The sequence below is a fragment of the Mesorhizobium australicum genome, from assembly GCF_900177325.1.
Lineage (GTDB): Bacteria > Pseudomonadota > Alphaproteobacteria > Rhizobiales > Rhizobiaceae > Mesorhizobium_A > Mesorhizobium_A australicum_A.
On sequence record NZ_FXBL01000004.1, the window covers coordinates 3880686 to 3904993 of the forward strand.

The following is a 24308-nucleotide window of genomic DNA, read 5'->3' on the forward strand; positions in this document are numbered from 1 at the left end:
GATGCATCACTACACCGAGAGCGGACTGCTCAATGTCTATATCGATGGCATTGTGGCCGAGGTGGATGAGGAAGGCGATGAGATCCTCACGATTCCCGCAGTCAACGAGCTGCATCACGTCATCGCCCTTGGGATCGTCAACCATCCGAAAGGCATCAGCGGCGACGAGCTGCGCTTCCTGCGGTCGGAGATGGGCTTCACGCAATCGGAGCTGGCCCTTCTGGTACACCGCGACAAGCAGTCGATCGGCCGTTGGGAACGCAACGAAATCGAAATCGATGGCACGGCGGAAGCATTGGTGCGTCGTCTGGCCGTTGAAAAGCTCGGACTACCGGTCGAAGCCGGGATCGACGAGCTCTCGCGGCGAAGCGTTCCGACGGCCGAAGAGCAACCCATCCGGGTCCGAAAGCTGGAGGGCGACGCCCGCCCTTACGAACTGATGGCGGCTTAAGTCTTACGAGCGCCGTCGAGTTTCCCGAGCCCCCTCCTCCCCCTTCGCCCTTGCCCTCCCCGTCCATTGGTGGTTCCATACCCGCATGGCCTCAACCGGCCGCACGGCCGGACAGGCCATGCGACGGCCGGACGGGCCGGCCGCCGCTCATGTGCAACGCATGAGAGGAGGAAAGCATGGGCAAGCGCGCCGGAGAGAGGCGCAAGGGACCGAAATGCATCGCCATCATCGGTCCCTTCGCGAGCGGCAAGACCACCCTTTTTGAAGCCATCCTCGCCCGCACGGGCGCCATCGCCAAGCAGGGCAGCGTCGCTGCCGGCACCACGGTCGGCGACAACACGCCGGAGGCCCGCGCTCACCAGATGAGCACGGAGGCGACCTTCGCCACGGTCAATTTCATGGGCGAGTCGATCACCTTTGCCGACTGTCCCGGATCGATCGAGTTCTCCTACGAGGCGGTTCCGATCCTCGCCGCCTGCGACGCGGCGATCGTGGTCGCCGAGGCCGACGACAAGAAGATCCCCGCCCTCCAGCTCATCCTGCGCCAACTCGACGATCTCGGCCTGCCGCGCATGCTCTTCCTCAACAAGGTGGACAAGATCAGCGCCGGCGTCCGCGACGTGCTCAAGCTGCTCCAGCCGGCGAGCTCGCGGCCGTTGCTGCTGCGCCAGATCCCGCTGCGCAAGGACGGCATCGTCGTCGGCTCGATCGATCTCGCGCTGGAGCGCGCCTATGTCTGGCGCGAGCATGCCGAGAGCGAAATCACCGCGATCCCCGACGACGAGAAGGCGCGCGAGGTGGAAGCCCGCTTCGCCATGCTGGAGCGGCTGGCCGACCATGACGACACGCTGATGGAACAACTGCTCGAGGAGATCGAGCCGCCACGCGACGAAGTGTTCGACGACCTCTCGGCGGACCTGCGCGAGGGCGCGGTGACGCCGGTGCTGATCGGCTCGGCCGAGCACGGCAACGGCATATTGCGCCTGCTGAAGGCCATCCGCCACGACGCGCCCGATGCCTCCGACACGCGCAAGCGGCTCGGCGTCTCCGGATCGAGCTGCGTCAGGATCATGAAGACGTTCCACACGCCGCACGGGGGCAAGCTGTCCGTCGCGCGCATCTTGAGCGGGACCGTCGCCGACGGCGCGGAACTCGCCGCCGATGGCGCGCGAAGCGGCAAGGTGACGGGCGTCTATCGTCTCACCGGCCGCGACCAGGCCAAGCTCGGCGTCGCCGCGGTGGGCGACACCGTGGCATTGGGCAAGCTCGACGATTTCCGCACCGGCGACGTGCTGGCGATCGGCAAGGTCGCACCGGCAAAAGCCGACCTCCCTCTGCCGCCCGAGCCGGTGTATGCGCTTGCGCTCAGGCCGCGCGAGAGGAAGGACGACGTCAAGCTGTCGGCCACCCTACAGCGCATGGCGGAGGAGGACCCGTCGCTCTTCGTGTCGCAGAACCAGGACACCGGCGAGACGGTGCTTGCCGGCCAGGGCGAGATGCATCTGCGCGTCGCGACCGAGAAGCTGGAAGGCCGCCACCAGATCCCGCTCCAGTCGCGCGCGCCGCAGGTGCCCTACCGCGAGACGATCCGCAAGGCCACGCAGCAGCGCGGCCGGCACAAGAAGCAGTCGGGCGGCCACGGCCAGTTCGGTGACGTGCAGATCGAGATCAAGCCGCTGCCGCGCGGCGCCGGCTTCGAGTTCACCGACACGATCACCGGCGGCGTGGTGCCCAAGACCTACATCCCCTCGGTCGAGGCAGGCGTGCGCGACTTCCTCAGGACGGGGCCGTTCGGCTTCCCGGTCGTCGATATCGCGGTCAACCTGTCGGACGGCTCGTACCACTCGGTCGATTCCTCCGACATGGCGTTCCAGATGGCGGCGAAGCTGGCAATGAAGGAAGGCATGGCGGCCTGTTCGCCGGTGCTGCTGGAGCCGGTGATGAGGGTCGAGATCGCGACGCCGTCCGAGGCGACCGCGCGCATCACGGCCCTGATCCCGCAACGGCGCGGCCAGATCCTCGGCTACGACGCGCGCGAGGGCTGGCCGGGCTGGGACGTGGTCGAGGCGACCATGCCGCAGGCGGAGATCGGCGACCTGATCGTCGAATTGCGCTCCGCCTCGGCGGGCGTCGCCTCGTTCCGTGCGATCTTCGATCACATGGCCGAGCTGACAGGACGCCTCGCCGACGAAGTGACGAGCGCGCAGGGCAAGGCGGCCTGACGCCGAAAACGGCCCGTGCGGAGCTGGAAAGAAAAAAGGCCGGATCCAAAGATCCGGCCGAGTCAATTGGAAGTGCCGTTTCCGGCTGAACCTCCAGAGGGGAACACTCATGAGCGCTAATGGGAGGAGAACGCGCTCAGGAGATGATCGTGATATGTGCGCGTCGTGCCGAAATAACAAGCAGTCGATGCGCAGACCTGCCATGCAAATACGCATGGATGCCCGATTTTGCTCGCTTTTTCGGCGTCCTGGACCAAGCCCTTACGTAAGCTTGCCTAATCAATAGGCCCAGCTGCGCGCCTTTGCGACGAGGAAATCGCGGAAGACCTGGAGCTTTACCTGGTTCTTCATCGCATCCGGATAGCAGAAATAGGTGTCGAAGGACGGCACTTCCGTATCGGTCAGCACCTGCACCAGGCCTGAGTCCTTGTCGATCACGTAGTCCGGCAGCATGGCGATACCGGCGCCGCGCTGCACCGCGCGCTTGATCGACAGAATGTCGTTGATCTGGAGCAGATTGACGCGCTTCGAGCCGTCCGGTCTCCCTGCCGTCTCCAGCCAGTTCACATCGCTGATGTGGACGGGAATGGACTCGCCGAAGGAGACGACGCGATGGTTGTCGAGATCGGCGAGCGAGGTCGGCTTGCCGTGCTTCTCGATATAGGAGGGCGCGGCGTAGATGTGGAAATGCACCGTGAAGACGCGGCGCTGGATCAGGTCCGGCTGCTGCGGCTGCCGCATCCGGATGGCGCAGTCGGCCTGCCGCATCGTGAGGTCGAGTTCCTCGTTGGAGAGAATGAGCTGCAGCTGTATCTCGGGATAGAGCTCGAGGAATTCCGGCACGCGCTCCGTCAGCCAGCCGGCGCCGAGGCCGACCGTGGCGGTGACCCTGAGCGGGCCGGACGGCCGGTCCTTGGCCTCGGTGAGGCGCGACCTGACATTCTCCAGCTTCATCAGCACGTCATGCGCCGTGCGATAGAGCATCTCGCCCTGCTCGGTCATGACGAGGCCGCGCGCGTGGCGATGGAACAGCGGCACGCCGACGTCGTGCTCCAAGGCGCTGACCTGGCGCGAGATCGCGGATTGCGACAGCCTCAGCTTCTCCGCGGCGTGCGTGAACGATCCGGCCTCGGCGGCGGCGTGGAAGACACGCAGCTTGTCCCAGTCGAGCGGCATGTCATTCCCCCGTGCACGAGCGGACACCAGTTCTTACTCGGCCGCGTCGCGGACCGATTCCATTTCCGCGAGATATTTCTCTGCCTCGAGCGCGGCCATGCAGCCCATGCCGGCCGCCGTCACCGCCTGGCGGTAGATGTCGTCGGTGACGTCGCCGGCGGCGAACACGCCGGGCACGTCGGTGCGGGTCGAATCGGGCGCGGTCCACAGATAGCCGTTCGGCTTCTGCTTCAGCTTGCCCTCGAAGAGGCTCACCGCCGGCGCGTGGCCGATGGCGACGAACACGCCGTCGATCGGCATCTCGCTCACCGCGCCGGTGCGGATGTTGCGCAGGCGGATGCCGGTGACGGATGGCGGCAGCGGCTTCTTGCCCTCGACGCCGACGATCTCGTCGACGACGTGGTCCCACATCACCTTGACGTTTTCCTTCCGGAACAGCCGCTCCTGCAGGATGCGCTCGGAGCGGAACTCGTTGCGGCGGTGAATGACGGTGACCGACTTGGCGAGGTTGGAGAGATACAGCGCCTCCTCGACGGCCGAATTGCCGCCGCCGATCACCACGACGTCCTTGCCGCGGTAGAAGAAGCCGTCGCAGGTGGCGCAGGCCGACACGCCGAAGCCCTTGTAGGTCTCCTCGCTCTCGATCCCCAGCCATTTCGCCTGCGCGCCGGTGGCCACGACCAGTGCGTCGCAAGTGTATTCGTCGCCGGAATCGCCCTTGAGCACGAAAGGCCGGCGCGTCATGTCGACGTCGACGATGATGTCGTTGACCATGTCCGTGCCGACATGCTCGGCCTGCTTGCGCATCTCTTCCATCAGCCACGGGCCCTGGATTGGATCGGCGAAGCCCGGATAGTTCTCCACGTCGGTGGTGATCATCAGCTGGCCGCCCTGCTGCATGCCGGCGATCAACATCGGCTTCAGCATCGCGCGCGCGGCATAGATGGCGGCCGTGTAGCCTGCCGGTCCCGAGCCGATGATGGCGACCGGTGCGTGGCGAGTGGACATGACAAAACCCTCGATCGAGCCGTGCGGGAGGCCCCGCGCCGCACGCGAAAACATGACGGCATGGCAGATGTAAGGAGTCTGCACGTATCTGTGAAGTATGCGCGCCGGTTGCACACAGATCGCGATGGGTCAGGCGCGAATGGACTTTCCGTCAGACGCCAGTTCGCGTAACTTTGTTGCGTACCCGAACCAGATTCCATCCGCGAAGGAGAACCCCATGGCGCCGAAAGCCGACCTCGACGCCATCGACTGGAAAATCCTGAAGGAACTGCAGGACGACGGCCGCATGACCAATGTCGAGCTGTCGAAGCGGGTCGGCATCTCCGCGCCGCCCTGCCTGAGGCGCGTCAAGCGGCTGGAGGACAGCGGCATCATCCGCGGCTATCGCGCGCTGATCAATGCGCCCGCGCTCGGCCAGCAGGTTGTCGCCTTCTGCCTGATCGGCCTGCACCACCAGTCGGACGCCGAGCTGAAACAGTTTTCCGAGCGCACACGCGGCTGGCCGATCGTGCGCCAGGCGTGGATGGTCTCCGGCGAATCCGACTTCATGCTGCACTGCGTCGCGCCCGACCTCGCCACCTTCCAGAGCTTCGTCATCGAGGAGCTGACCTCGACGCCGAACGTCGACACCGTCCGCACCGCGCTGACCATCCGGCAGGTGAAGGACGAGGGGCTGGTGGACATTCCGTGAGGATGGCGCATCGCTCCCGGCTTCCGGTTTGACCCTGGCCCGCTCCGCCGCTAGAGCCATCGGATCGGCTGTATTGCCGGACCACGGACCGGTCGCCAGATGACTGACATTGCCCTCTCCGCCTACATCATCTGCAAGGACGAGAAGGATTTCCTCGGCGACTGCCTGGAAAGCCTGCACGGCTTCCGCGAGATCATCATCGTCGATTCAGGCTCCACCGACGGCACGCTCGACCTGATCCGCGAGCACCAGGCGCGCGGCGTGCCGATCAAGCTGTTCGAGCGCGAATGGCCGGGCTTTGCGGCACAAAAGCAGTTCGCGCTGGAGCAGTGCACCCATCCGTGGTGCTTCAACCTCGATGCCGACGAGCGGCTGACGCCGGAGCTGCGCGACTGGCTGGCAAAATTCCAGCCTGGCGAACAGGCCGGCATCGCCTTCAAGCGCGTCGACTACCTACCCGGCCACGGCTATCCGCCGCCCTCCGTGCACGCCCAGTTCCACCCCCGGCTCGTCCGCAAGGAGCGCGCCCGCTACGACCTCGATCTCAGGGTGCATGAAGGGCTGATCTTCGACGGGCCGGTGGAGAAAGTGCCCGGGCCACGGATGCTGCACTACCGCACGCTCTCGGTCGCCGAGGCGATGGAGAAGGCGATCGGCTATGCCGAGCTCAAGGCACGCGACATGCGCGACCGCGGCCGCAAGGCGAGCTTCGCGACGATGACGATCCGCCCGCTCGGCCGCTTCATCAAGTTCTACCTCTTGCAGCGCTTCTTTCTCTGCGGGCTTCCCGGCCTAATCTATTCGATCGAAGCCGCGATCTACGTCTTCCTCACCGAGGCCAAGCTCTACCGCAAGTCGCTCGGACCAGACGCCCCGCCGGAGTGAGCGGCAATAACGGCCATCAGTTTCTCGCAAGGCATCCCGTCGAGCAGGAAGACGTTCGTCAGCCCCGCCCGCCTCCCCGCGTCGATATCCGATTCCCGGTCCCCAACCATGATCGACCGCGCGAGATCGAGGCCCGCGATCTCGGCCGCCCGCAGGATCATGCCCGGATTGGGCTTGCGCATCGGGTGGTCGGCGACGGCGAGGTTCCCCTTGCCATCCTCGTGATAGGCGCAGGCGAGAACGAGGTCGATGCGGCAGCCTTCCGCCGACAGCAGCTCGACCACGCGGCGGTTCACCGCCTCGAACTCCGCCCAGCCGAACAGGCCGCGCGCGACGCCCGACTGGTTGGTGATGATCACGCTCGCCAGACCCGCCGCGTTCGCCGCGCGGATGGCGGGCAGGATGCCGGGGAGGAGAACGATCTCCTCCGGGTCGCTTGGATAGCCGGTATCGATATTGATCGTGCCGTCACGGTCGAGGAACAGCGCCGGACGGCCACGGAAAACGTCGAGGTCGGACAGCGGCTGCACCCACAGGCCGGGCTCGGCGAGATGCCGCGTCCGGTCCGCCTCAGCCATCGGCGAGCCGCGCCTCCACCTGCTCGCACAGGAAATGGTAGAGGCAGATATGGCCCTGCTGGATGATCGGCGTCGCCGTCGAGGGCACGTTGAGCAGGATATCGCACAGCGGCGCCAGCTTGCCGCCGGTGTCGCCGGTCATGCCGATCACCGTCATGCCGAGCTTGCGCGCCTCTTCCGCCGCGAGCAGGATCGAGGGCGAGTTGCCGCTGGTCGAGATGGCCAGCAACACCGCGCCCGGCCCGCCATGCGCCTCGACCTGGCGCGAAAACACCGTGTCGTAGCCGAAATCGTTGCCCCAGGCGGTCAGCACCGCCGCATTCGCCGGCAGCGCTATCACGTTGTACGCCTTGCGGTTTTTCAGGAAGCGCCCGACCAGTTCGCCGGCGATGTGCAGCGCATCCGACGCCGAGCCGCCATTGCCGCTGATCAGCAGCGGCTTGCCGGCCGAAAGTGCCGTGACCACCGCCTCGACAGCCTGGTCCATCGCCGCCGACAGGTCGCGCTCGACCATCGCGGTCAGCGCGTCGGCCGAGCGGACGAGATAATCGTTGAGGCCGGCCATCAGTTCACCTGTCCCTGCAATTTGCGGATCGTCGCCGTTGTGGAACGGCCGGCGACGAGGTCGACCAACAGCACCTTGCCGCCATTGGCCTGGACGATGTCGGCGCCCACCACCTTGTCGATCGTGTAATCCGCGCCCTTGACCAGCACATCGGGCTTCAGACGCTCGATCAGGTTGAGCGGCGTGTCCTCGCCGAACACGACGACCGCATCCACCGAGGCAAGCGCCGCGAGCACGCAGGCGCGGTCGTGCTCGGTATTGACCGGCCGGCCCTCGCCCTTCAGCCGCCTGACTGACGCATCGCTGTTGAGGCCGAGCACCAGCCGGTCGCACTGGCTGCGCGCCGCATGCAGAAGGCTGACATGGCCGGCATGCAATATGTCGAAGCAGCCATTGGTGAAGCCGACCGTCAGCCCCTCGCGCTTCCACGCCGTGACGAGGCGCTCCGCACCTGCGAGGTCGAGCACGGCATCTACATGGCGCGCCGGGCCGCTGGCGCGTGACAGCGCGCCGATCAGTTCCTCGACCGTCAGGCAGGCCGTGCCGCGCTTGGCGACCACCACGCCCGCCGCCGCATTGGCGAGCTGGGCGGCGATGCTGCGATGCGCACCGGCGCCCAGCGCCAACGCGAAGGTGGCGATCACCGTGTCGCCGGCGCCCGAGACGTCGAACACCTCGCGCGCCTGGGTGGCGATGTGGCGCGCGTCCCCGGCGTCGACGACGCTCATGCCTTTCTCGCTGCGGGTGGCGAGGATGAAGTCGAAACCGTGCGCGGCGATCAGCTCGCGCGTCGCAAGCTCGATCTCGTCGTCCGACATCACCGCGCGCCCGACTGCCTCGCCGAGTTCCTTGCGGTTGGGCGTGACGGCGGTCGCCCCGGCATAGTGGCCGAAATCTCGGCTCTTTGGGTCGACCAGCACCGGCTTGCCGGCAGCTTTCGCAATCGCGATCAGCTCGGCTGCGACGCCATTGGTCAAAACGCCCTTGCCGTAGTCGGACAGCACCGCGATGTCCGCATCGGCCAGCGCCGCCGCGAACCGGGCGACAAGTTCCGCGCGCGTCGGCGCATCGAGCGGAGCCACCTCCTCCTCGTCGAAGCGCAGCACCTGCTGGTTCATGGCGATGAAGCGGCTCTTGCACGAGGTCATGCGCGCCCGCGACACCACGACGCCGGCCGCATCGATGCCGAGGTCGGAAAGCATGGACAGCACGGTGCGGCCGGCGGGATCGTCGCCCACGGCCGAGATCGCGCTCGCCTTGCCGCCCAGCGAGACGATGTTGGCGACGACGTTGCCTGCCCCGCCGAGCGCCTGCGTCGCCGCGCGCCCGTGCAGCACGGGTATCGGCGCTTCGGGCGAGATACGCTCGACGACGCCGCTGACGAAGCGGTCGAGGATGAAGTCGCCGGCCACCAGCACCCGGACGCCAGCAAGGCGACCGAGCACGCGATGAACGGTTTCGATCGAAGGAAGGGAGGTGTCGCTCATTCTGGTCCGGTGTGAGGCGCGGCCAGCCGGGCCGACGCCCGCAGGGCGATATACCCTGCACCGCTGCAGCGCAACCATGGCGATTTGTCGACAGGCGTGGCCGGCTCGACTATATGCAGCCGAACTTCGGGACAAGAGAACCGCCCATGATCATCGTGACAGGCGGGGCCGGCATGATCGGCTCCAACATCGTGGCCGCGCTCAACGCGGAAGGACGGGACGATATTATCGTCGTCGACGACCTGACCGACGGCCACAAGATCGCCAACCTCGCCGACCTGTCGATCGCCGACTATCTCGACAAGGACGATTTCCTTCCCCGGCTGGAAGCGGGCGAATTCGGCGCCGTCGACGCCGTGTTCCACCAGGGCGCCTGCTCGACCACGACGGAGTGGAACGGCAAGTTCATGATGGAGGTGAACTACGCCTATTCGAAGCGGCTGCTGCACGCTTGCCTCGGCGCGAAGGTCCCCTTCCTCTATGCCTCCTCGGCCTCGGTCTATGGCGGCGGCTCGGTGTTCCGCGAAGAGCTGGAATTCGAGCGGCCGCTCAACGTCTATGCCTGGTCGAAGAAGCTGTTCGACGACTATGTCCGCCGCAACGTGCTGGGTCGGGAAGCCTCGCAGGTCACCGGCCTGCGCTACTTCAACGTCTACGGCCCGCGCGAGGGCCACAAGGGAACCATGGCCTCCGTCGCCTTCCACCTGTTCAACCAGGTCTCGCGCGGCGAGAACCCGAAGCTGTTCGGCGCCTATGACGGCTTCGGTCCGGGCGAGCAGAGCCGCGATTTCATCCATGTCGGCGACGTGGCCGACGTCAATCTCTGGCTGTGGAAGACCGGCGCCAGCGGCATCTTCAATTGCGGCACCGGCCGCGCGCAGCCCTTCCGGGCGATTGCCGAGACCGTGATCGACCAGCTGCAAAAGGGCGAGATCGAGTTCATCGAGTTCCCGGATCACCTCAAGGGCAGCTATCAGAGCTACACCGAGGCTGATATGAGCCGCCTCAGGGCCGCCGGCTACAACGGCTCCTTCCGCAGCGTCGAAACGGGTGTCAAAGACTACATCGCATGGCTGAAAGCCCGTCCATCCTCGTGATCGGTCCCCGCTGGGTGGGCGACATGGTGATGGCGCAGTCCCTGTTTTCTGCGCTGCGCGAGCTTCATCCGGACGCCGCGATCGACGTGATCGCGCCCGCTTGGGCTGCCCCCCTGGTCGAGCGCATGCCGGAAATCCGCGCCCGCATCGACGCGCCCTTCTCGCGCAAAAGGCTGGAGCTCGGCGCCCGCTTCCGCCTCGGCCGCGCGCTGCGCGGCCGTTACGGTGAAGCCTATGTGATGCAGGGAAGCTGGAAGTCGGCGCTGGTGCCGTTCTTCGCCGGCATCCCCAAGCGCGTCGGCCATCGCCGCGAGATGCGCTACGGCCTGATCAACCGCATCATCCCCCTGCCTGCCGAGCTCAAGCGCAAGACGGCGCGCGCCTTCCACACGCTCGCCGGCGGCGGCGGCCAATTCCGCGCACCGAGGCTGACCGTCGACACAGCCAACCAGCGCGCGCTGCTCGAACGCCACGGCCTCCCCCGGGACGGCTTCGTCGCGCTGATGCCCGGCGCCGAGTTCGGCCCGGCCAAGCGCTGGCCGAGTGCCTCCTATGCCGGCCTCGCCCGTGCGCTGATGCAGCGCGGGCTCAAGGTGGTGCTGTTCGGCTCGAAGAACGACCAGCCGGTGACGGGCGAGATCGCAGCCCTCGCCCCTGGCGCGATCGACCTCGCCGGCCAGACGACGCTCACCGACGTCATCGACCTGATCGCCGCCGCGAAGGTCTCGGTCTCGAACGACAGCGGCCTGATGCACGTCGCCGCCGCCGTCGGCACGCCGATCGTCGGCGTCTACGGCTCGACCTCGCCGGAAAACACTCCGCCGCTGGCGGAGAACCGCGAACTCGTCTGGCTCGGCCTCGACTGCTCGCCCTGCCACCAGAAAGAATGCCCGCTCGGACACCTGAACTGCCTCAACACGCTGGACGTCGCCCGCGTTCTCGCCTCGGTCGAACGGCTCATCGCATGAGGGTGCTGATCGTCAAGACCTCGTCGATGGGCGACGTGATCCACACTTTCCCGGCGATGGAGGACGCGCTTGCCGCGCGGCCGGACATCGAGTTCGGCTGGTGCGTCGAGGAAGGTTTCGCCGGCATCGTCGCGCTCCACCCGAAGATCCGCGCAATCCACCGCATCGCGGCGCGGCGGTGGCGAAAAAGCCTCCTCTCGGCAGGCACTTGGCAAGAGATGCTCGCGTTCCGCGGGGAACTCCGGGCCGAGAGCTACGACCTCGTCCTGGATGCGCAAGGCCTGCTGAAATCGGCCATCGCGGCCCGCCAGGCCGCCGTACCCGTCTGGGGCCTCGACCGCGCCAGCGCCCGCGAACCGATCGCCGCCCGCTTCTATGCGAAGGGCTTCGCCGTCCCGAAAGGCCTGCACGCCATCGAGCGCACCCGGCGCCTGTTCGGCCAGGCCCTCGGCTACGCGCCGGACCTGTCCCGTCTCGGCTCGGGCATCGAGCCACCGCCGTCCGGCTATACGGCGCCAGCCGGCGCACGCACCGCCTTCCTGCTCCACGGCGCCAGCCGCGACGACAAGAAGTGGAGCATCGTCGAATGGCAGGCCGTCGCCCGCGCCTGCCTCGCGCGCGGGCTGACCCCGCTCGTCACCTGGTCGAACGAGGCGGAACGGCAGGTCGCCGAATCAATCGCGGCGGTTCCCGGCGTCGTCGTCATCCCGAAGTCGCCGCTGCCCGAGATCGCTGGCGCGCTCGGCCGCTCGCTTCTCGCCATCGGCGTCGACACCGGCCTCACCCACCTCGCCGCCGCCTTCGGCGTCCCGACGGTCGCGGTCTTCCTGTCGACGCATCCCGGCCTCACCGGCCCGCGCGGCGCCTGCGCGTCGTCGCTCGCCGCCGAACCGGGCAAGCCGGTTCGGTCGCGGGACGTGATGGATGAAGCGGAAAAGCTGATGGCCGCGCGCGAGCGCGGCCAGGAAAGCTGACGATCAGCCGAAACGCAGGTCGACGATCTCGTAGCCGCGCGCGCCGCCGGGCGCGTTGACCTCGATCGTGTCGCCGACTTCCTTGCCGATCAGCGCGCGCGCGATCGGCGAGGAGATGGAGATGCGGCCTGACTTCACGTCGGCTTCCATGTCGCCGACGATCTGGTAGGTCTTCTTCTCCTCGGTGTCCTCGTCGACCACGTCGACGGTGGCGCCGAACTTCACCTTGTCGCCCGACAGCTTCGACACGTCGATCACGTCGGCGCGCGCGATCAGGTCCTCGAGCTCGCTGATGCGGCCCTCGTTGAGGCTCTGCGATTCCTTCGCGGCGTGATACTCGGCATTCTCCGACAGGTCGCCATGCGAGCGCGCCTCGGCGATCGCCTCGATGATGCGCGGACGCTCCTCCTGTTGACGCCACCGCAGCTCTTCTTTGATCGCTGCGAAGCCGGAGCCGGTCATCGGGACCTTGATCATTTCCTGCCCTTCCTTTCACTCCCCGCACGGCGACGCTCAACGGCGCCCCGTCCCGCGCGGGCAAAAAGAAAACGGTCCGCGAGCCTTCGCCAACGGGACCGCCGAACCTGTCTGACGCTCAATATAGCTGCTTCGCGGCGATTTTCACGAAAAAAATACTGACGCAGCGGTGACTACCCTGCCCGAATCCGCGGAATTTCAGCGGATTCGGCCGGAATTTCGATGGAAGGCGCCGGCCTGCGCTGCTCCAGCCGGTCGAGGATCGCGGCGCGCGCCGCCTCCGCATCGGCGAGGTCGGAGACCGCAAACGGCGTCCCGCCCGCCAGGTCGACCACCAGCGTCGCGCTTTGCGCCAGCCTTCCGCCCAGCCCGCGCCGCACCCTTACCCCCCTGATCACCGAATAGGGGACGACATATTGCCCGGTGCGCGGAAAGCCCGGATGCAGGAGAAGCGTGTGCGGCATGACGTCGATCCGCGCCGTCGCGCGCCGCAGCACTGCATAGGCGATCAGGAAGGGCAGAGACAGGCTGAGTGCGAGGATGCAGAGCCGGGCCAGCGCGCCGTCGCCCCAGCCCGAGACCAGCAACGCCATCAGCGGCAGCCCATAGAGCGCAGTCACCACGAGGATCGGCAGGACGAGGCTGCGGGCAGACGCCGTGAACGGACCGCTGCCGGTATGCTCGGCATTGTCGTTGGCGCCCCTCATGATCCCCCGAATCACGATCACCCGCTTGTGACCGCAACTATAGGCGCTTTTTCGCATTGCCGAAGGGGAAGTGCTTGCGCGAACGCCGCAAGGCCCCATGTCAGGCCGACAAAGAACAGAAAAACGACAGGAGATGACCCGATGCGGCAGGTTTCCACGCTCTCCATCGCCCTTGCAGCCTCCACCACGCTCGCGGCATGGCCGGCACTCGCCCAGGAATATGCGACCGAGAAGGTCGGCGTCGTCGCCTCGGTGGTCGCCGACGGCCTCGATCATCCCTGGGGACTGGATTTCCTGCCCGACGACACGGTGATCGTCACCGAGCGTTCCGGCGCGATGCGGCTCGTGGGCGCCGACGGCCCGGTGTCCGACCCGATCGAGGGCGTTCCGGACGTGTCGGCAAACGGCCAGGGCGGGCTGCTCGACGTGGCAGCCGCCCGAGACTTCGCGCAGTCGAACCGGATCTTCTTCACCTTCTCAGAGCCCGGACGTGGCGGCGCAGGCACGGCGATCGCGAGCGCGACGCTTGTCCGCGACGGCGCTGCGGCGCGGCTGGAGGACGTGAAGGTGCTGTTCTCGATGGCGAAGAAGACCGGGCGCGGCCAGCATTTCGGCTCGCGCATCGTGCTGCATCCGGACGGCACGGTCTTCTTCACCACCGGCGACCGCGGCCAGGGCCCGCGCGCGCAGGACATGTCGGACGCGGCGGGCGCGGTGCTGCGCATCAATGCCGACGGCTCGGTGCCGGCCGACAATCCCTACGCCGACGGCAACGGCGCGCTGCCGCAGATCTGGTCCAAGGGCCATCGCAACCCGCAAGGTTTCACGATCGATCGCGACGGCCGGCTCTGGACCGTCGAGCACGGCGCGAAGGGCGGCGACGAGGTCAACACGCCGGAAGCCGGGAAGAACTATGGCTGGTCCGAGATCAGCTACGGCGTGAACTATGACGGCACGCCATTCCCGGCGTCGGAGGGCTCCGGCTTCGAGCAGCCAGCCCACTACTGGGACCCCTCGATCGCGCCATCGGGCCTCGTCGTCTATGACGGCGCAATGTTCCCGGAATGGCAGGGCGACCTGATCGCCGGCTCGCTGAAGTTCGGCCTCGTCTCCCGCCTCGACCGCGACGACAGCGGTGCCATCGCCGGCGAAGAGCGCCTGTTCGAAGGCGAATTCGGCCGCATCCGCGACATCAACCAGGCCCCCGACGGCTCGCTCTGGCTGCTGACGGACGAGGCGAACGGCAAGATCGTGCGGATCGGACGGGGCGAGTAGCGCGCGGTAGAGGGCTACCCCCACAACGCCGTCATCCTCGGGCTTGTCCCGAGGATCTACTGCCGTCACGAAGACCAATCTGCAACGACCAGACCACCAGCGTCGGCAGATCCTCGGGACAAGCCCGAGGATGACGGCGATAAAGGTGTACGCTGCCCGGCGCCCCGAAAGGCGGCGGCTATCGCCTTCAATTCAAACCTCACCCGCCAACAGCGGCGATCTGCTTCTCCAGCGCCGCATACTCCGCGCAGCCCTTGCCGCAGCGTTTCTCGATCTCGGAGAGCTGGTTCTTCGCCGAGGCGATGTCGCCCAGCGTCAGATAGGCCTCGCCCAGATATTCGCGCGCCAGGGTGAAGTCGGGATTGATGGTCAGCGCCTCCTGGTAGTAGCCGAGGCCGACATCGATGCGGCCGGACTTGCGGTGCGAGAAGCCGAGCATGTTGAGCACGCGCGGGTCGTTCTTGTCGGACACCAGCCCCAGCATCTGGATCGCCTCGCCATATTTCCCGGCATAAGCGAGCGCGCGGCCGGTCTCGAACAGGCTGTCGTCGTCGACCGCCCCCTGCTTGGCGGGCACGCACTTCTTCTCGGTCTTGTCGTAGACCTCGCCCGACTTGCAGGTCGGCGTCTGGTCGGAGGCGCCGCTGCCGCTGTCACCTCCGGCTGACAAGGCCGGCCAGGCGAGCGGCAGGGCGAGGGCGAGAACGGCTGCGGAAAGCTTCAGGCGGGTGGACATGGCTTCTCCTCCGGGAACGGGACATCGCATCCGAAACCATCAACGGCCGGCGGGCCGGGTTTCTTCCCGGCCAGAATAGCGCACCACCGATTTTCCGCCATCGCCGCCGCGATCAATTTCCGTTGCGTTACCTCACAGGTCGAGGATCATGCAGGTCTCGCTGCCATGCGCGATCAGGCGGCCCTTCTGGTCGAACAGCTTGCCCTCGCTGGTGGCAAGCCGCGCGCCCTGATGGGTGGTGGTCGCCTCGCATCGCACCTCGCCGGAGTCCGCCAGCAGCGGCCGGACATAGTTCACGGTCATCGACGTGGTGGTGTAGAGCTGGCCGGGCTTCAGCGACGAATGCACCGCACAGCCCATCGCGCTGTCGAGAATGGTCGCGATCCAGCCGCCATGCACCGTGCCCATCGGATTGAGGAAGGCGCGGTCCGGCGTGCCGGTGAAGACGATCCGGCCCGGCGCGACCTCCGCGAGGTCGATCTTCGTCGTCGGCGCGAATGGCGGCGCCGGCAGTTCGCCGGCCAGCATCTTCGCCAGCACCTCATGCCCTGCAAGCCCCGCCAGTCGCTCGCGCGGCAGCGGCTGCGGCATCTGAACGGCGGCCTGTGCGTTCATCGGATCATCCCTTTGTTGTATATACACATAAAAGATCGCGGACCGGCGTCACATTGCCCCGCTCTACGCCGCGGGCCTGACCGCGCGCGCCGCGCGGCGCAGGGAGCGGAAATCTTCGCGGATCATGTCGCTCTGTTCGCGCCGGAGTTCAGCCTGAAGCGCGTCCTGCGCCTGCTGCCACAGCGGAAGTGCTGCGGCAATCCGCTCCTCGCCCTCGGCCGTCAGGCTGTGGATCACGCGCCGCCCTTCCCCGGCCTCGGCGCGGACCAGGCCTGCGGCCGCGAGCCGGTCGATATTGCGCGCCAGCGTCGAGCGCTCGACGCCAACCATCTCGGCAAGCTCGGAGGCCGAGCCCGCCTGCGCGCTGGCGATGGTGCACAGGATGGAGAACTGGGTCACCTCTATACCCACCGGCGCCAGGAAGGCGTTGTAGGTGCGGGTCAAAAGGTTGGCGGTGCGGCGGACCGCGCGGCCGAAACACTGGCCGCCGATCTCCAGCAGCTTCTGACGGTCGACCCTTGCGCCTTCTCCGCTCATGAATGTGTATCTACAACATGAGCGCGGCCTTGCCAAGGCCGGCGGTGTATCAGGCCCGGAAGATGAACATCGCCCCCACCGCGATCAGCGCGAAGCCGATCGCATGGTTCCAGGTGATCGCCTCCTTCAGGTAGAGCACCGAGAAGCCGGCGAACACGATCAGCGTGATCACCTCCTGCATCGTCTTCAGCTCCGCCGCCGAATAGACCTGGTGGCCGATGCGGTTGGCCGGCACGGCGAGCCAGTATTCGAAGAAGGCGATGCCCCAGGACGCCATCACCGCCATCCATAGCGGCGAGCCGGTGAACTTGAGGTGCCCGTACCAGGCGAAGGTCATGAAGACGTTGGAGGCGACAAGCAGGAGAACGGGCAGGACGTAGGGCGAGACCAGCATCGACATTCGGGAGGACCTTGCGGGGAAGAAGGCGAGATGTCGTGCAGCGCGCTGCCTCTGTCAATCGCCGGGGTCTTGCATCCGCGCAAAATCGGCTATGGTCGCGCGAGGAGGCCTGCGATGCGGCGCATAAGCGACAAGGACTGGGACCTGACCCTCTCGCCGGAGACGATCCGCGAGCTGATCCTCAAGGCCCGCGCGGTCAGCGCCGGCATGAACGCCGACTACGAGGACGGCGCCGAGCACGAGGTCGAGCTCGACGACCGCGGCCACGACACCCACCACCACGACGGCCTCGCCGAGGAGGAGATCGAGGACCTGACCGCCCGCGAGCTGCGCGCCGCGATCCGCGAGCTGAACGAGGACGAGGCGGCCGAACTCGTCGCCCTGATGTGGATCGGCCGCGGCGACTTCGAGCCCGCCGAGTTCAGGCTGGCCGTCGAGGAAGCCAAGGGCCGCTCCGACATCAAACCCTGGCGCTACCTCCTCGACCGCCCGCTGCTCGGCGAATGGCTGGAGGACGGCTTGCAGGCGATCGGGGCGTAGGGCTCATTCGCCGGACCTCTTGTTCCTTCGCACCCCGTCGCTTTTCTCACACACCATGCCGGAACGCCCGCCTTCCCGGCGCGCCACCCGGCGCTAGTCTGCCTGGATTAAGGGGCGGCCATGCAGGTGTTCGACTTCATCATCGCCGGTTCGGGATCGGCAGGCTCGGTCGTCGCCGAGCGGCTGTCGGCGAGTGGCCGCTTCTCCGTACTGGTGCTGGAGGCCGGCGGCACCGACCGGCGATTCTACGTGCAGATGCCGCTCGGCTACGGCAAGACCTTCTTCGATCCCGCCGTGAACTGGAACTACAAAGCCGAGCCCGACCCGGGCCTCGCGGGCGCGGCCGACCACTGGCCGCGCGGAAAACTCCTCGGCGGGTCGAGTTCGATCAACGCCATGGTCTGGATCCGCGGTGCGCGGGAAGATTTCGACGACTGGCGCGACGCCGGCAATACCGGTTGGGGTTTTGATGACCTTCTGCCCGCCTTCAAGGCGATCGAGGACAATCAGGCCGGCGCCGACGCGTTTCGCGGAACGGGCGGCCCGGTGCACGTCACCGATATGTCCGCCGTCGTCCATCCCCTCACCCACCGCTACCTTGAAGCCGGGCGACAGGCCGGCCTGCCACTCAATCCCGACTTCAACGGTGCGGCCCAGGAAGGCGTCGGCATCTACCAGATCACCACCAGGGGTGGCCGGCGCATGTCCGCGGCCCGCGCCTTCCTGCGCCCGGCGATGAAGCGCAGCAATGTCCGCGTCGAAACCAACGCGCTCGCCACGCGCATCCTGTTCGAGGGCTCCCGCGCCGTCGACATCGAATACGAGCAGAACGGGCAAAAGCAGCAGGCACGCGCCAGCCGCGAAATCATCGTCTGCGCCGGCTCGGTCGCCTCGCCGCAGCTTCTCCAGCTCTCGGGCATCGGCCCCGGGCCTTTGCTCCAGTCGCTCGGCATCCCGGTAACGCAGACCAACGCCAATGTCGGCGCCAACCTGCAGGACCATGTCGGCATCAACTACACCTTCAGGGCCAAAGTGCCGACGCTGAACTCGGTCCTGCGCCCCTGGTGGGGCAAGGCTCTGGTCGGCGCGCGCTACCTGCTCTCCGGCACCGGCCCGCTGTCGCTGTCGATCAACAATGGCGGCGGCTTCTTCCGCACCGATCCGGCCCGCACGCGGCCGAACATGCAGCTCTACTTCCAGGCCTTCTCGACCGTCATCCCCCGCGCCGGCGAACGCCCCATCCTCGCCCCCGACCCATGGCCCGGCTTCTCCATCGGCCTCTCCAACGCGCGGCCCTCCTCGCGCGGCGAGATCATGATCCGCTCGGCCGACCCGCGCGACCATCCGAAGATCGTCGCCAACGCCTATTCGACCGAAGCCGACGTCGCCGAGATGCTGGCCGCCGTGAAGTTCGTGCGGAAAATCGCCGCGCAGCCGGCCATCGCCGAGGTGATCGCCGAGGAGGTCCTGCCCGGCCCCTCGGTGCAGTCCGACGCCGACCTCATCGACGATTTCCGCAAACGCTCCGGCACCGTCTACCACCCCTGCTCGACCTGCCGCATGGGGCCAGACCCGGCCACCTCGGTGGTCGACCCCCGCCTGCGCGTCCACGGCATTTCGGGCCTGCGCGTCATCGACGCGTCGATCTTCCCCGGCAACATCACCGGCAACACCAACGCGGCCTCGATCATGACGGGGTGGAAGGGGGCGGGGATGGTGCTGGAGGACCAGGGATAATTGTCGAGCAGCATGATGGAACCGCCCCCTCACCCGGCCTCCGCTCCGCTCGGCCACCCTCTCCCCAAGGGGAGAGGAGGTGATCCAACGCCTACCGCCAATCTCCACTCCAAATGGCGAAAAGGCCGGCGAACCTCCTCTCCCCTTGGGAAGAGGGTGGCCGAGCGGAGCGGAGGCCGGGTGAGGGGGAACGCCGCCAGAAGAGAGGAACAACCATGAAACTCACCGACGTCAAAACCTGGGTAGTCGGCAACCCTCCCCCCGGCATCGGCGGCAAGTATTTCATCTTCGTCCGCCTCACCACCGATTCCGGCGTCACCGGCTACGGCGAGGCCTACAACGCCACCTTTTCCGCCCATGTCACGGCCCGGATGATCGAGGACATGGCCGAACGCTATTTCATCGGCCAGGACCCGCACGACATCGAGCTATTCTTCCGCCGCTGCTATTCCTCCGGCTTCACCCAGCGGCCGGACGTCTCCGGCATGGGCTGCTTCTCCGCACTTGAAATGGCCTGCTGGGACATCATCGGCAAGGAGGCGGACAAGCCGGTCTACAAGCTGCTCGGCGGCCAGGTGCACGAGACGCTGCGCTCCTACACCTATCTCTACCCGCATTCCGGCAGCGTTCACTCCGAGGATGCCCCGGCTGGCAGGAACGTCTACAACGACCCCGACCTCGCCGCCGCCTGCGCAGCCGAATATGTCGAACAGGGCTTCAACGCGGTGAAATTCGATCCCGCCGGCCCCTACACCGCCTTCGACGGCCACCAGCCGCGCCTGGTCGACATCGACCTCTCCGCCCGCATGGTCAAGGCGGTGCGCGAGGCGGTCGGCACCCGCGCCGACATCCTGTTCGGCACCCACGGCCAGTTCACCGCCTCGGGCGCACTGCGCCTGGCGAAAGCGATCGAGCCCTACGACCCGCTCTGGTTCGAGGAACCGGTGCCGCCCGACATGCCGGAAGTGATGGCGCAGGTCGCCCGCGGCACATCGATCCCCATCGCCACCGGCGAGCGGCTGACCACGCGCTTCGAGTTCGCCCGCGTCATCGAGAACCGCGCCGCCACCATCCTCCAGCCCGACCTCGGCCGCTCCGGCGGCATCCTCGAGACCAAGAAGATCGCCGCCATGGCGGAGGCGTATCACATCCAGGTCGCGCCGCACTGCTATTGCGGCCCGATCGTCGGCGCGGCCAACATCCAGCTCGCCGTCACGCTGCCCAATTTCCTCATCCTCGAATCGCTGAAGCAGTGGGACGGCTTCCACGCGACGCTGCTCAAGAAGAAGATCGAATGGCAGGACGGCAACGTCATCCCCTCGAAGGAGGCGGGGCTGGGCGTCGAGCTGAACGAGGCCGTCTGCGAAGCGCACCCCTATGACGGCCCCCACCTCCACCTGCAGATGATGCAGACGCCGCTGATGCCGTGACGCGAGCAGCGCCCCCTACACCACGCTACGCGTGGTCCCCTTCCCCCGTGAACGGGGGAAGATCCGACGCAGCGGACGGCCGCGATCTCATATCCTCCCCCGTTCACGGGGGAGGGGGACCGCCGAAGGCGGTGGAGGGGGCTTAATGGCCGGAAAGACCATGATCCAGGTGAGCTCGATGAGATGAACCCCAACCATTCCTACGCCTTCGTCGGCCTCGGTCATCTCGGCGGCCACCTCGCCGCGAGCCTCCTGCGCAACGGCTTCGACGTAACGGTCTTCGACCGCGACCCGGAGGCGGTGGCGCGGCTCGTCGCCCTCGGCGCCAGGCCCGCCACAAGCCCCGCCGACGCGGCCCGCCAGGCCGGCAATGCCATCACCTGCCTGCCCTCGCCCAAGGTGAGCGAGGCGGTGCTTGCCGGGCGGAGCGGCCTGCTGGACGGCCTGCCCGAGGGCGGCACCTGGATCGAGATGTCGACCAACGGCCGCGACGAGATCCAGCGGCTGGCGACACTCGCCGCCGAAAGGGGCGTGCACACGCTGGAATGTCCGGTCACCGGCGGCGTCCACCTCGCCGCCGCCGGCAAGATCACTGCGCTGGTCGGAGGCGATGCCGGGCTCTACGAAGAGCACCGCGCGGCGATCGAGGCGATGTGCGCGAAATCCTTCCTGATGGGACCGGTCGGCTCCGCGGCCGTCATCAAGGTCATCACCAATATGCTGGCCTTCATCCATCTGGTCGCCGCCGGCGAGGCGCTGATGCTGGCAAAGCAGGGCGGGCTCGACCTCGCCCAGACCTATCATGCCATCTGCGCCTCCTCCGGCACCAGCTTCGTCCATGAAACCGAAAGCCAGTTGATCCTCAACGGCAGTTACGACATCGCCTTCACCATGGACCTCGCGCTCAAGGACCTCGGCTTCGCCACCGGCATGGGTCGCGAGTTCGGCGTCCCGCTGGAACTTGCCTCGAAGGTCGAGGATATTTTCCGCCACGGCAAAGCCGCCTACGGCGGCGACGCCTGGTCGACCAAGATCGTGAAGCTGCTTGAGGACGAGGTCGGCACGGACTTGCGCGCGCCGGGCTTTCCGGCGAAATTACTCTAGGTTTTCCAAACGATTAGCCCGTCCGGCTGAATCTCCTCATGGACCCGTTGAATCGTCACGCGAACCAACTTCCCGCCTCCGCTCTATCGCAGCGCACGAACCTCCGCAGGATAGGATGACCTTGCGCCCGCGGGCCCGGAATGGGATGGGCTGACCAGCGACGCCCTTTCCGGAGACAATCATGATCCATGACTTCTGCGTCATCGGCGGCGGGATCGTCGGCCTGGCGAGCGCCATGAAGCTGCTCGAGATGCGGCCGGGCGCAAGCCTCGTCCTCGTCGAGAAGGAGGACGGCCTCGGGCGGCACCAGACCGGCCACAACAGCGGTGTCATCCACTCCGGAATCTACTACCAGCCCGGCAGCCTCAAGGCAGATCTGTGCCGTCGCGGCGCGGCGGCGACCGTCGATTTCGCGCGAGAGCACGGCGTCAGATTCGAACTCTGCGGAAAGCACATCGTCGCGACCAGCGACCTCGAACTGACCCGCCTCGACGCCCTCATGGAGCGCGCCGCCCGCAACGGCATCGCCGCGGAGCGGATCGATGCGGCGGAACTGGTGAAACGCGAGCCGGCCATTACCGGCCTTGGCGCGATCTTCACGCCCTCCACCGGCATCATCGACTATCGGGGCATCTGCGAGGCGATGGCTGACGCCATCCGCAAGGCGGGCGGCGAGATCGTCACCGGGGCTGAGGTCGTCTCGATCTCGGAGGCCGCTGGCGTCGTCACGGTCTCCGCACGCGAGCGCTCGTGGTCAGCCCAGCGGCTGCTTGCCTGCGCGGGCCTGCAATCGGACCGCATCGCCCGGCTGGCCGGACTGCCGATCAACCATCGGATCGTTCCGTTTCGCGGCGAGTATTTCCAGCTCCCCTCGGGCCGCAACGACATTGTGTCGTCCTTGATCTACCCGGTGCCCGATCCGGACCTGCCATTCCTCGGCATCCACCTGACGCGCATGATCGACGGCAGCGTGACAGTCGGGCCCAATGCGGTGCTTGGGTTCGCGCGCGAGAAGTATCAGAGGTTCGGCTTCGATCCGCGCGACACCACCGACTGGGTCGCATTTCCGGGCCTTTGGCGAACCCTCGCCAGACATTGGCGCTCCGCGGCGGTCGAGATGCGCAATTCGCTCTGGCATGGCGGCTATCTGGCGGAGTGCCGCAAATACTGCCCCTCTTTGACAATTGCGGATCTCCAGCCCTATCCGGCCGGCATCCGCGCACAGGCTGTCATGGCCGACGGCGCGCTCGCCCACGATTTCCTCTTCGTCGAAAGCGATCGGCAACTGCATGTCTGCAATGCCCCCTCCCCCGCGGCGACCTCGGCGATACCGATCGGCGAAATGGTAGCGGAAAAGCTGTTGAAACGGCCCTAGAGAACCGAAGAATGCCCGGCTGTCGCAAACTCTTCGGCGTCGGCTTGGGACCCGCCTCAACGAGACCTTATCCGCTGATCTCGCCGGCAGGCGATAGTCCGCCAGCTGGGCAACAAGCCTTACGAAGCGATGGCGACGGCGCGCAGCATCGCTATTACGGCATGATCCAGTTTCTCGTTCACGGGAACCGGTTCGCACGACAGGCGGACAATGACCGTCTCCGTCGAGGGATCGATCCACAGCCACTGGCCGTGAATGCCAATGCCCGCGAGGCAGCCCCGGCCATCATGGTAGAAGCAGGAGCGATAGCTGCCGCCGTCGAAGAGCCATGCCTGGTCGCCCGCCGCCCAGATCGTGCTGTTGCCGCCACTCCATATATCGGCCATCTGCGCCTGTGCGATGATGCCGGCGCCGCGCAGCCGGATCATTTCGCCGACGCGGGCGAGGTCGCGCGCCGTGGTCGACATGCCACCGGCGGCGCGCGAGGCGCCTTCGCGATCGACCGTGATGAATGCGTCGGAATGCGCGCCGAGCGGCTTCCAGACAAGCTCGCTCATCAAATCGGCGAAACGTCGTCCAGTCGCGGCCTCCAGGAAAAGGCCGGCCATGTCGGTATTGATGGAGTGGTAGGCGTGCTGCGTGCCATGCGGGTGGGATGCCTTGGAGAGCGAGGCCAGGAACCCTCTCAGCGGCGGAGCATCCGCCCCGCCCTTTTCGGGATTCCATAGCATCGCGCGCCGATAGCGATCGAAGGCGCCTTGCGTGTCGAGATAATCGTCGACGAAATCGACGCTCACCTGCATGTCCAGCAGGTGTCGCAAGGTGGCGTCGGCGAAGGCCGAGCCCCGCATCTCCGGCAATACCTCGTCCGTCCGCGTTTCGTAGGCGACCATGCCTCGCTCGACGAGCGCCGCCGCGAGCAGTCCCGTCATCGACTTGGTGATCGAGAAGATCAGATGCGGCCGGGATGGATCGCAATGCGGAGAATACCACTCGGCAGCGAACTCTCCCCCTCGCATGACGACGAAGGCATCCGTCGAATGTCGCGCAAGGAACTGTTCAAGCGACGTGGCTCCAGACAGGTCATCGACCGGCAAGCTGGCGAGGCCGCCAAGCGCGCGGAGCGTCGTTTCAGGCTTCCGCCTGGAGGCGATGGTCGCAGACGGCACGATTTCGCCAGCATTCTGGAATGTCCATTGCGAATAGGGCTGAAGCCGCCAGTTCGCCAGATTGATCTGCTGGCGGCGGAAGGAATGGGTGGTCATCGATTATC

At 66.7% G+C, this 24308-nt stretch carries 25 protein-coding genes; 13 read left to right on the forward strand and 12 right to left on the reverse strand.

Translation table 11 applies throughout. From position 1 onward, the window contains the following. Position 1 precedes the first annotated feature (1 nt). Positions 2–451, forward strand: a complete 450-nt coding sequence (locus B9Z03_RS21685; RefSeq protein WP_244561810.1) for a helix-turn-helix domain-containing protein — start codon at positions 2–4, stop codon at positions 449–451. A gap of 176 nt (positions 452–627) precedes the next feature. Beyond that, positions 628–2673 carry an elongation factor G gene (locus B9Z03_RS21690; protein WP_085466116.1) on the forward strand — a complete coding sequence of 682 codons (2046 nt, stop codon included), beginning with the start codon at positions 628–630 and terminating at the stop codon, positions 2671–2673. A gap of 279 nt (positions 2674–2952) precedes the next feature. On the opposite strand, the gene B9Z03_RS21695 is transcribed toward B9Z03_RS21690, so the two are convergent. After that, positions 2953–3849 carry a LysR family transcriptional regulator gene (locus tag B9Z03_RS21695; protein ID WP_085466117.1) on the reverse strand — a complete coding sequence of 299 codons (897 nt, stop codon included), beginning with the start codon at positions 3847–3849 and terminating at the stop codon, positions 2953–2955. Between the two features lie 33 nt (positions 3850–3882). Beyond that, positions 3883–4857, reverse strand: coding sequence for a thioredoxin-disulfide reductase (gene trxB, locus B9Z03_RS21700; protein ID WP_085467804.1), 975 nt, complete (start codon positions 4855–4857; stop codon positions 3883–3885). A 217-nt stretch (positions 4858–5074) separates the two neighbouring features. On the opposite strand from trxB, the gene B9Z03_RS21705 reads away from it, so the two are divergent. Both B9Z03_RS21705 and B9Z03_RS21710 read left to right on the forward strand, forming a co-directional pair. Next, positions 5075–5548 carry an Lrp/AsnC family transcriptional regulator gene (locus B9Z03_RS21705; RefSeq protein WP_085466118.1) on the forward strand — a complete coding sequence of 158 codons (474 nt, stop codon included), beginning with the start codon at positions 5075–5077 and terminating at the stop codon, positions 5546–5548. Positions 5549–5647: 99 nt separating this feature from the next. Then, complete coding sequence (locus tag B9Z03_RS21710) at positions 5648–6433, forward strand: glycosyltransferase family 2 protein (RefSeq protein ID WP_085466119.1); 786 nt, start codon at positions 5648–5650, stop codon at positions 6431–6433. Here B9Z03_RS21710 and B9Z03_RS21715 read toward each other — a convergent pair. Genes B9Z03_RS21715 through rfaE1 form a run of 3 tightly spaced genes read right to left on the reverse strand, consistent with a single transcriptional unit; the run spans position 6394 to position 9063 of the window. Next, the gene (locus B9Z03_RS21715) at positions 6394–7011 is read right to left on the reverse strand and encodes a D-glycero-alpha-D-manno-heptose-1,7-bisphosphate 7-phosphatase (RefSeq protein WP_085466120.1); all 618 of its coding nucleotides are present in this window, start codon (positions 7009–7011) and stop codon (positions 6394–6396) included. The genes B9Z03_RS21710 and B9Z03_RS21715 overlap by 40 nt on opposite strands. Further along, positions 7004–7576, reverse strand: a complete 573-nt coding sequence (locus B9Z03_RS21720; protein ID WP_085466121.1) for a D-sedoheptulose-7-phosphate isomerase — start codon at positions 7574–7576, stop codon at positions 7004–7006. The genes B9Z03_RS21715 and B9Z03_RS21720 overlap by 8 nt, the downstream gene beginning before the upstream one ends. Further along, positions 7576–9063, reverse strand: coding sequence for a D-glycero-beta-D-manno-heptose-7-phosphate kinase (gene rfaE1, locus B9Z03_RS21725; protein ID WP_085466122.1), 1488 nt, complete (start codon positions 9061–9063; stop codon positions 7576–7578). Before rfaE1 ends, B9Z03_RS21720 begins: the two co-directional genes overlap by 1 nt. Before the next feature lie 146 nt (positions 9064–9209). Between rfaE1 and rfaD the strand changes: the two genes are divergently transcribed. The 3 genes from rfaD to waaC are packed head-to-tail and all read left to right on the forward strand — an operon-like array spanning position 9210 to position 12102. Beyond that, positions 9210–10160 carry an ADP-glyceromanno-heptose 6-epimerase gene (gene rfaD, locus B9Z03_RS21730; protein ID WP_085466123.1) on the forward strand — a complete coding sequence of 317 codons (951 nt, stop codon included), beginning with the start codon at positions 9210–9212 and terminating at the stop codon, positions 10158–10160. Beyond that, positions 10133–11128 (forward strand): lipopolysaccharide heptosyltransferase II, encoded by a 996-nt coding sequence (gene waaF / locus B9Z03_RS21735; RefSeq protein ID WP_085466124.1) that lies wholly within the window; start codon positions 10133–10135, stop codon positions 11126–11128. The genes rfaD and waaF overlap by 28 nt, the downstream gene beginning before the upstream one ends. Then, positions 11125–12102, forward strand: a complete 978-nt coding sequence (gene waaC, locus B9Z03_RS21740; protein ID WP_085466125.1) for a lipopolysaccharide heptosyltransferase I — start codon at positions 11125–11127, stop codon at positions 12100–12102. Before waaF ends, waaC begins: the two co-directional genes overlap by 4 nt. 3 nt (positions 12103–12105) lie before the next feature. Here waaC and greA read toward each other — a convergent pair whose 3' ends face one another. Both greA and B9Z03_RS21750 read right to left on the reverse strand, forming a co-directional pair. Beyond that, positions 12106–12579: a transcription elongation factor GreA gene (gene greA, locus B9Z03_RS21745; protein WP_085466126.1), complete on the reverse strand. Its 474-nt coding sequence runs from the start codon at positions 12577–12579 to the stop codon at positions 12106–12108. 173 nt (positions 12580–12752) lie between these two features. Then, a complete protein-coding gene (locus B9Z03_RS21750) occupies positions 12753–13286 on the reverse strand; it encodes a PH domain-containing protein (RefSeq protein ID WP_176247592.1) in 534 nt (177 codons plus the stop codon). Positions 13287–13427: 141 nt separating this feature from the next. Between B9Z03_RS21750 and B9Z03_RS21755 the strand changes: the two genes are divergently transcribed. Continuing rightward, a complete protein-coding gene (locus tag B9Z03_RS21755; protein ID WP_085466128.1) occupies positions 13428–14561 on the forward strand; it encodes a PQQ-dependent sugar dehydrogenase in 1134 nt (377 codons plus the stop codon). 199 nt (positions 14562–14760) lie between these two features. Here B9Z03_RS21755 and B9Z03_RS21760 read toward each other — a convergent pair whose 3' ends face one another. The 4 genes from B9Z03_RS21760 to B9Z03_RS21775 form a co-directional block, all read right to left on the reverse strand. Further along, a complete protein-coding gene (locus B9Z03_RS21760; RefSeq protein ID WP_085466129.1) occupies positions 14761–15297 on the reverse strand; it encodes a tetratricopeptide repeat protein in 537 nt (178 codons plus the stop codon). A gap of 132 nt (positions 15298–15429) precedes the next feature. After that, positions 15430–15912: a PaaI family thioesterase gene (locus B9Z03_RS21765; RefSeq protein ID WP_085466130.1), complete on the reverse strand. Its 483-nt coding sequence runs from the start codon at positions 15910–15912 to the stop codon at positions 15430–15432. A gap of 63 nt (positions 15913–15975) precedes the next feature. Then, entirely contained in the window at positions 15976–16449 is a 474-nt protein-coding gene (locus B9Z03_RS21770) for a MarR family winged helix-turn-helix transcriptional regulator (RefSeq protein WP_085466131.1), read from the reverse strand. 49 nt (positions 16450–16498) lie between these two features. Beyond that, positions 16499–16849: a DMT family protein gene (locus B9Z03_RS21775; protein WP_176247593.1), complete on the reverse strand. Its 351-nt coding sequence runs from the start codon at positions 16847–16849 to the stop codon at positions 16499–16501. 114 nt (positions 16850–16963) lie between these two features. On the opposite strand from B9Z03_RS21775, the gene B9Z03_RS21780 reads away from it, so the two are divergent. The 5 genes from B9Z03_RS21780 to lhgO all read left to right on the forward strand — a co-directional run bounded on the left by B9Z03_RS21780 (position 16964) and on the right by lhgO (position 23035). After that, on the forward strand, positions 16964–17389 hold the full coding sequence (locus B9Z03_RS21780) for a DUF3775 domain-containing protein (protein WP_085467806.1): 426 nt from the start codon (positions 16964–16966) through the stop codon (positions 17387–17389). Positions 17390–17509: 120 nt separating this feature from the next. Beyond that, entirely contained in the window at positions 17510–19126 is a 1617-nt protein-coding gene (locus tag B9Z03_RS21785) for a GMC family oxidoreductase (RefSeq protein WP_085466132.1), read from the forward strand. Between the two features lie 215 nt (positions 19127–19341). Beyond that, entirely contained in the window at positions 19342–20556 is a 1215-nt protein-coding gene (locus B9Z03_RS21790) for a mandelate racemase/muconate lactonizing enzyme family protein (RefSeq protein ID WP_085466133.1), read from the forward strand. 183 nt (positions 20557–20739) lie between these two features. After that, positions 20740–21660, forward strand: coding sequence for an NAD(P)-dependent oxidoreductase (locus B9Z03_RS21795; protein WP_085466134.1), 921 nt, complete (start codon positions 20740–20742; stop codon positions 21658–21660). A gap of 181 nt (positions 21661–21841) precedes the next feature. Beyond that, positions 21842–23035 (forward strand): L-2-hydroxyglutarate oxidase, encoded by a 1194-nt coding sequence (gene lhgO, locus B9Z03_RS21800; RefSeq protein WP_085466135.1) that lies wholly within the window; start codon positions 21842–21844, stop codon positions 23033–23035. Positions 23036–23154: 119 nt separating this feature from the next. On the opposite strand, the gene B9Z03_RS21805 is transcribed toward lhgO, so the two are convergent. Continuing rightward, the gene (locus B9Z03_RS21805; protein WP_085466136.1) at positions 23155–24300 is read right to left on the reverse strand and encodes a serine hydrolase domain-containing protein; all 1146 of its coding nucleotides are present in this window, start codon (positions 24298–24300) and stop codon (positions 23155–23157) included. Positions 24301–24308: the final 8 nt, after the last annotated feature.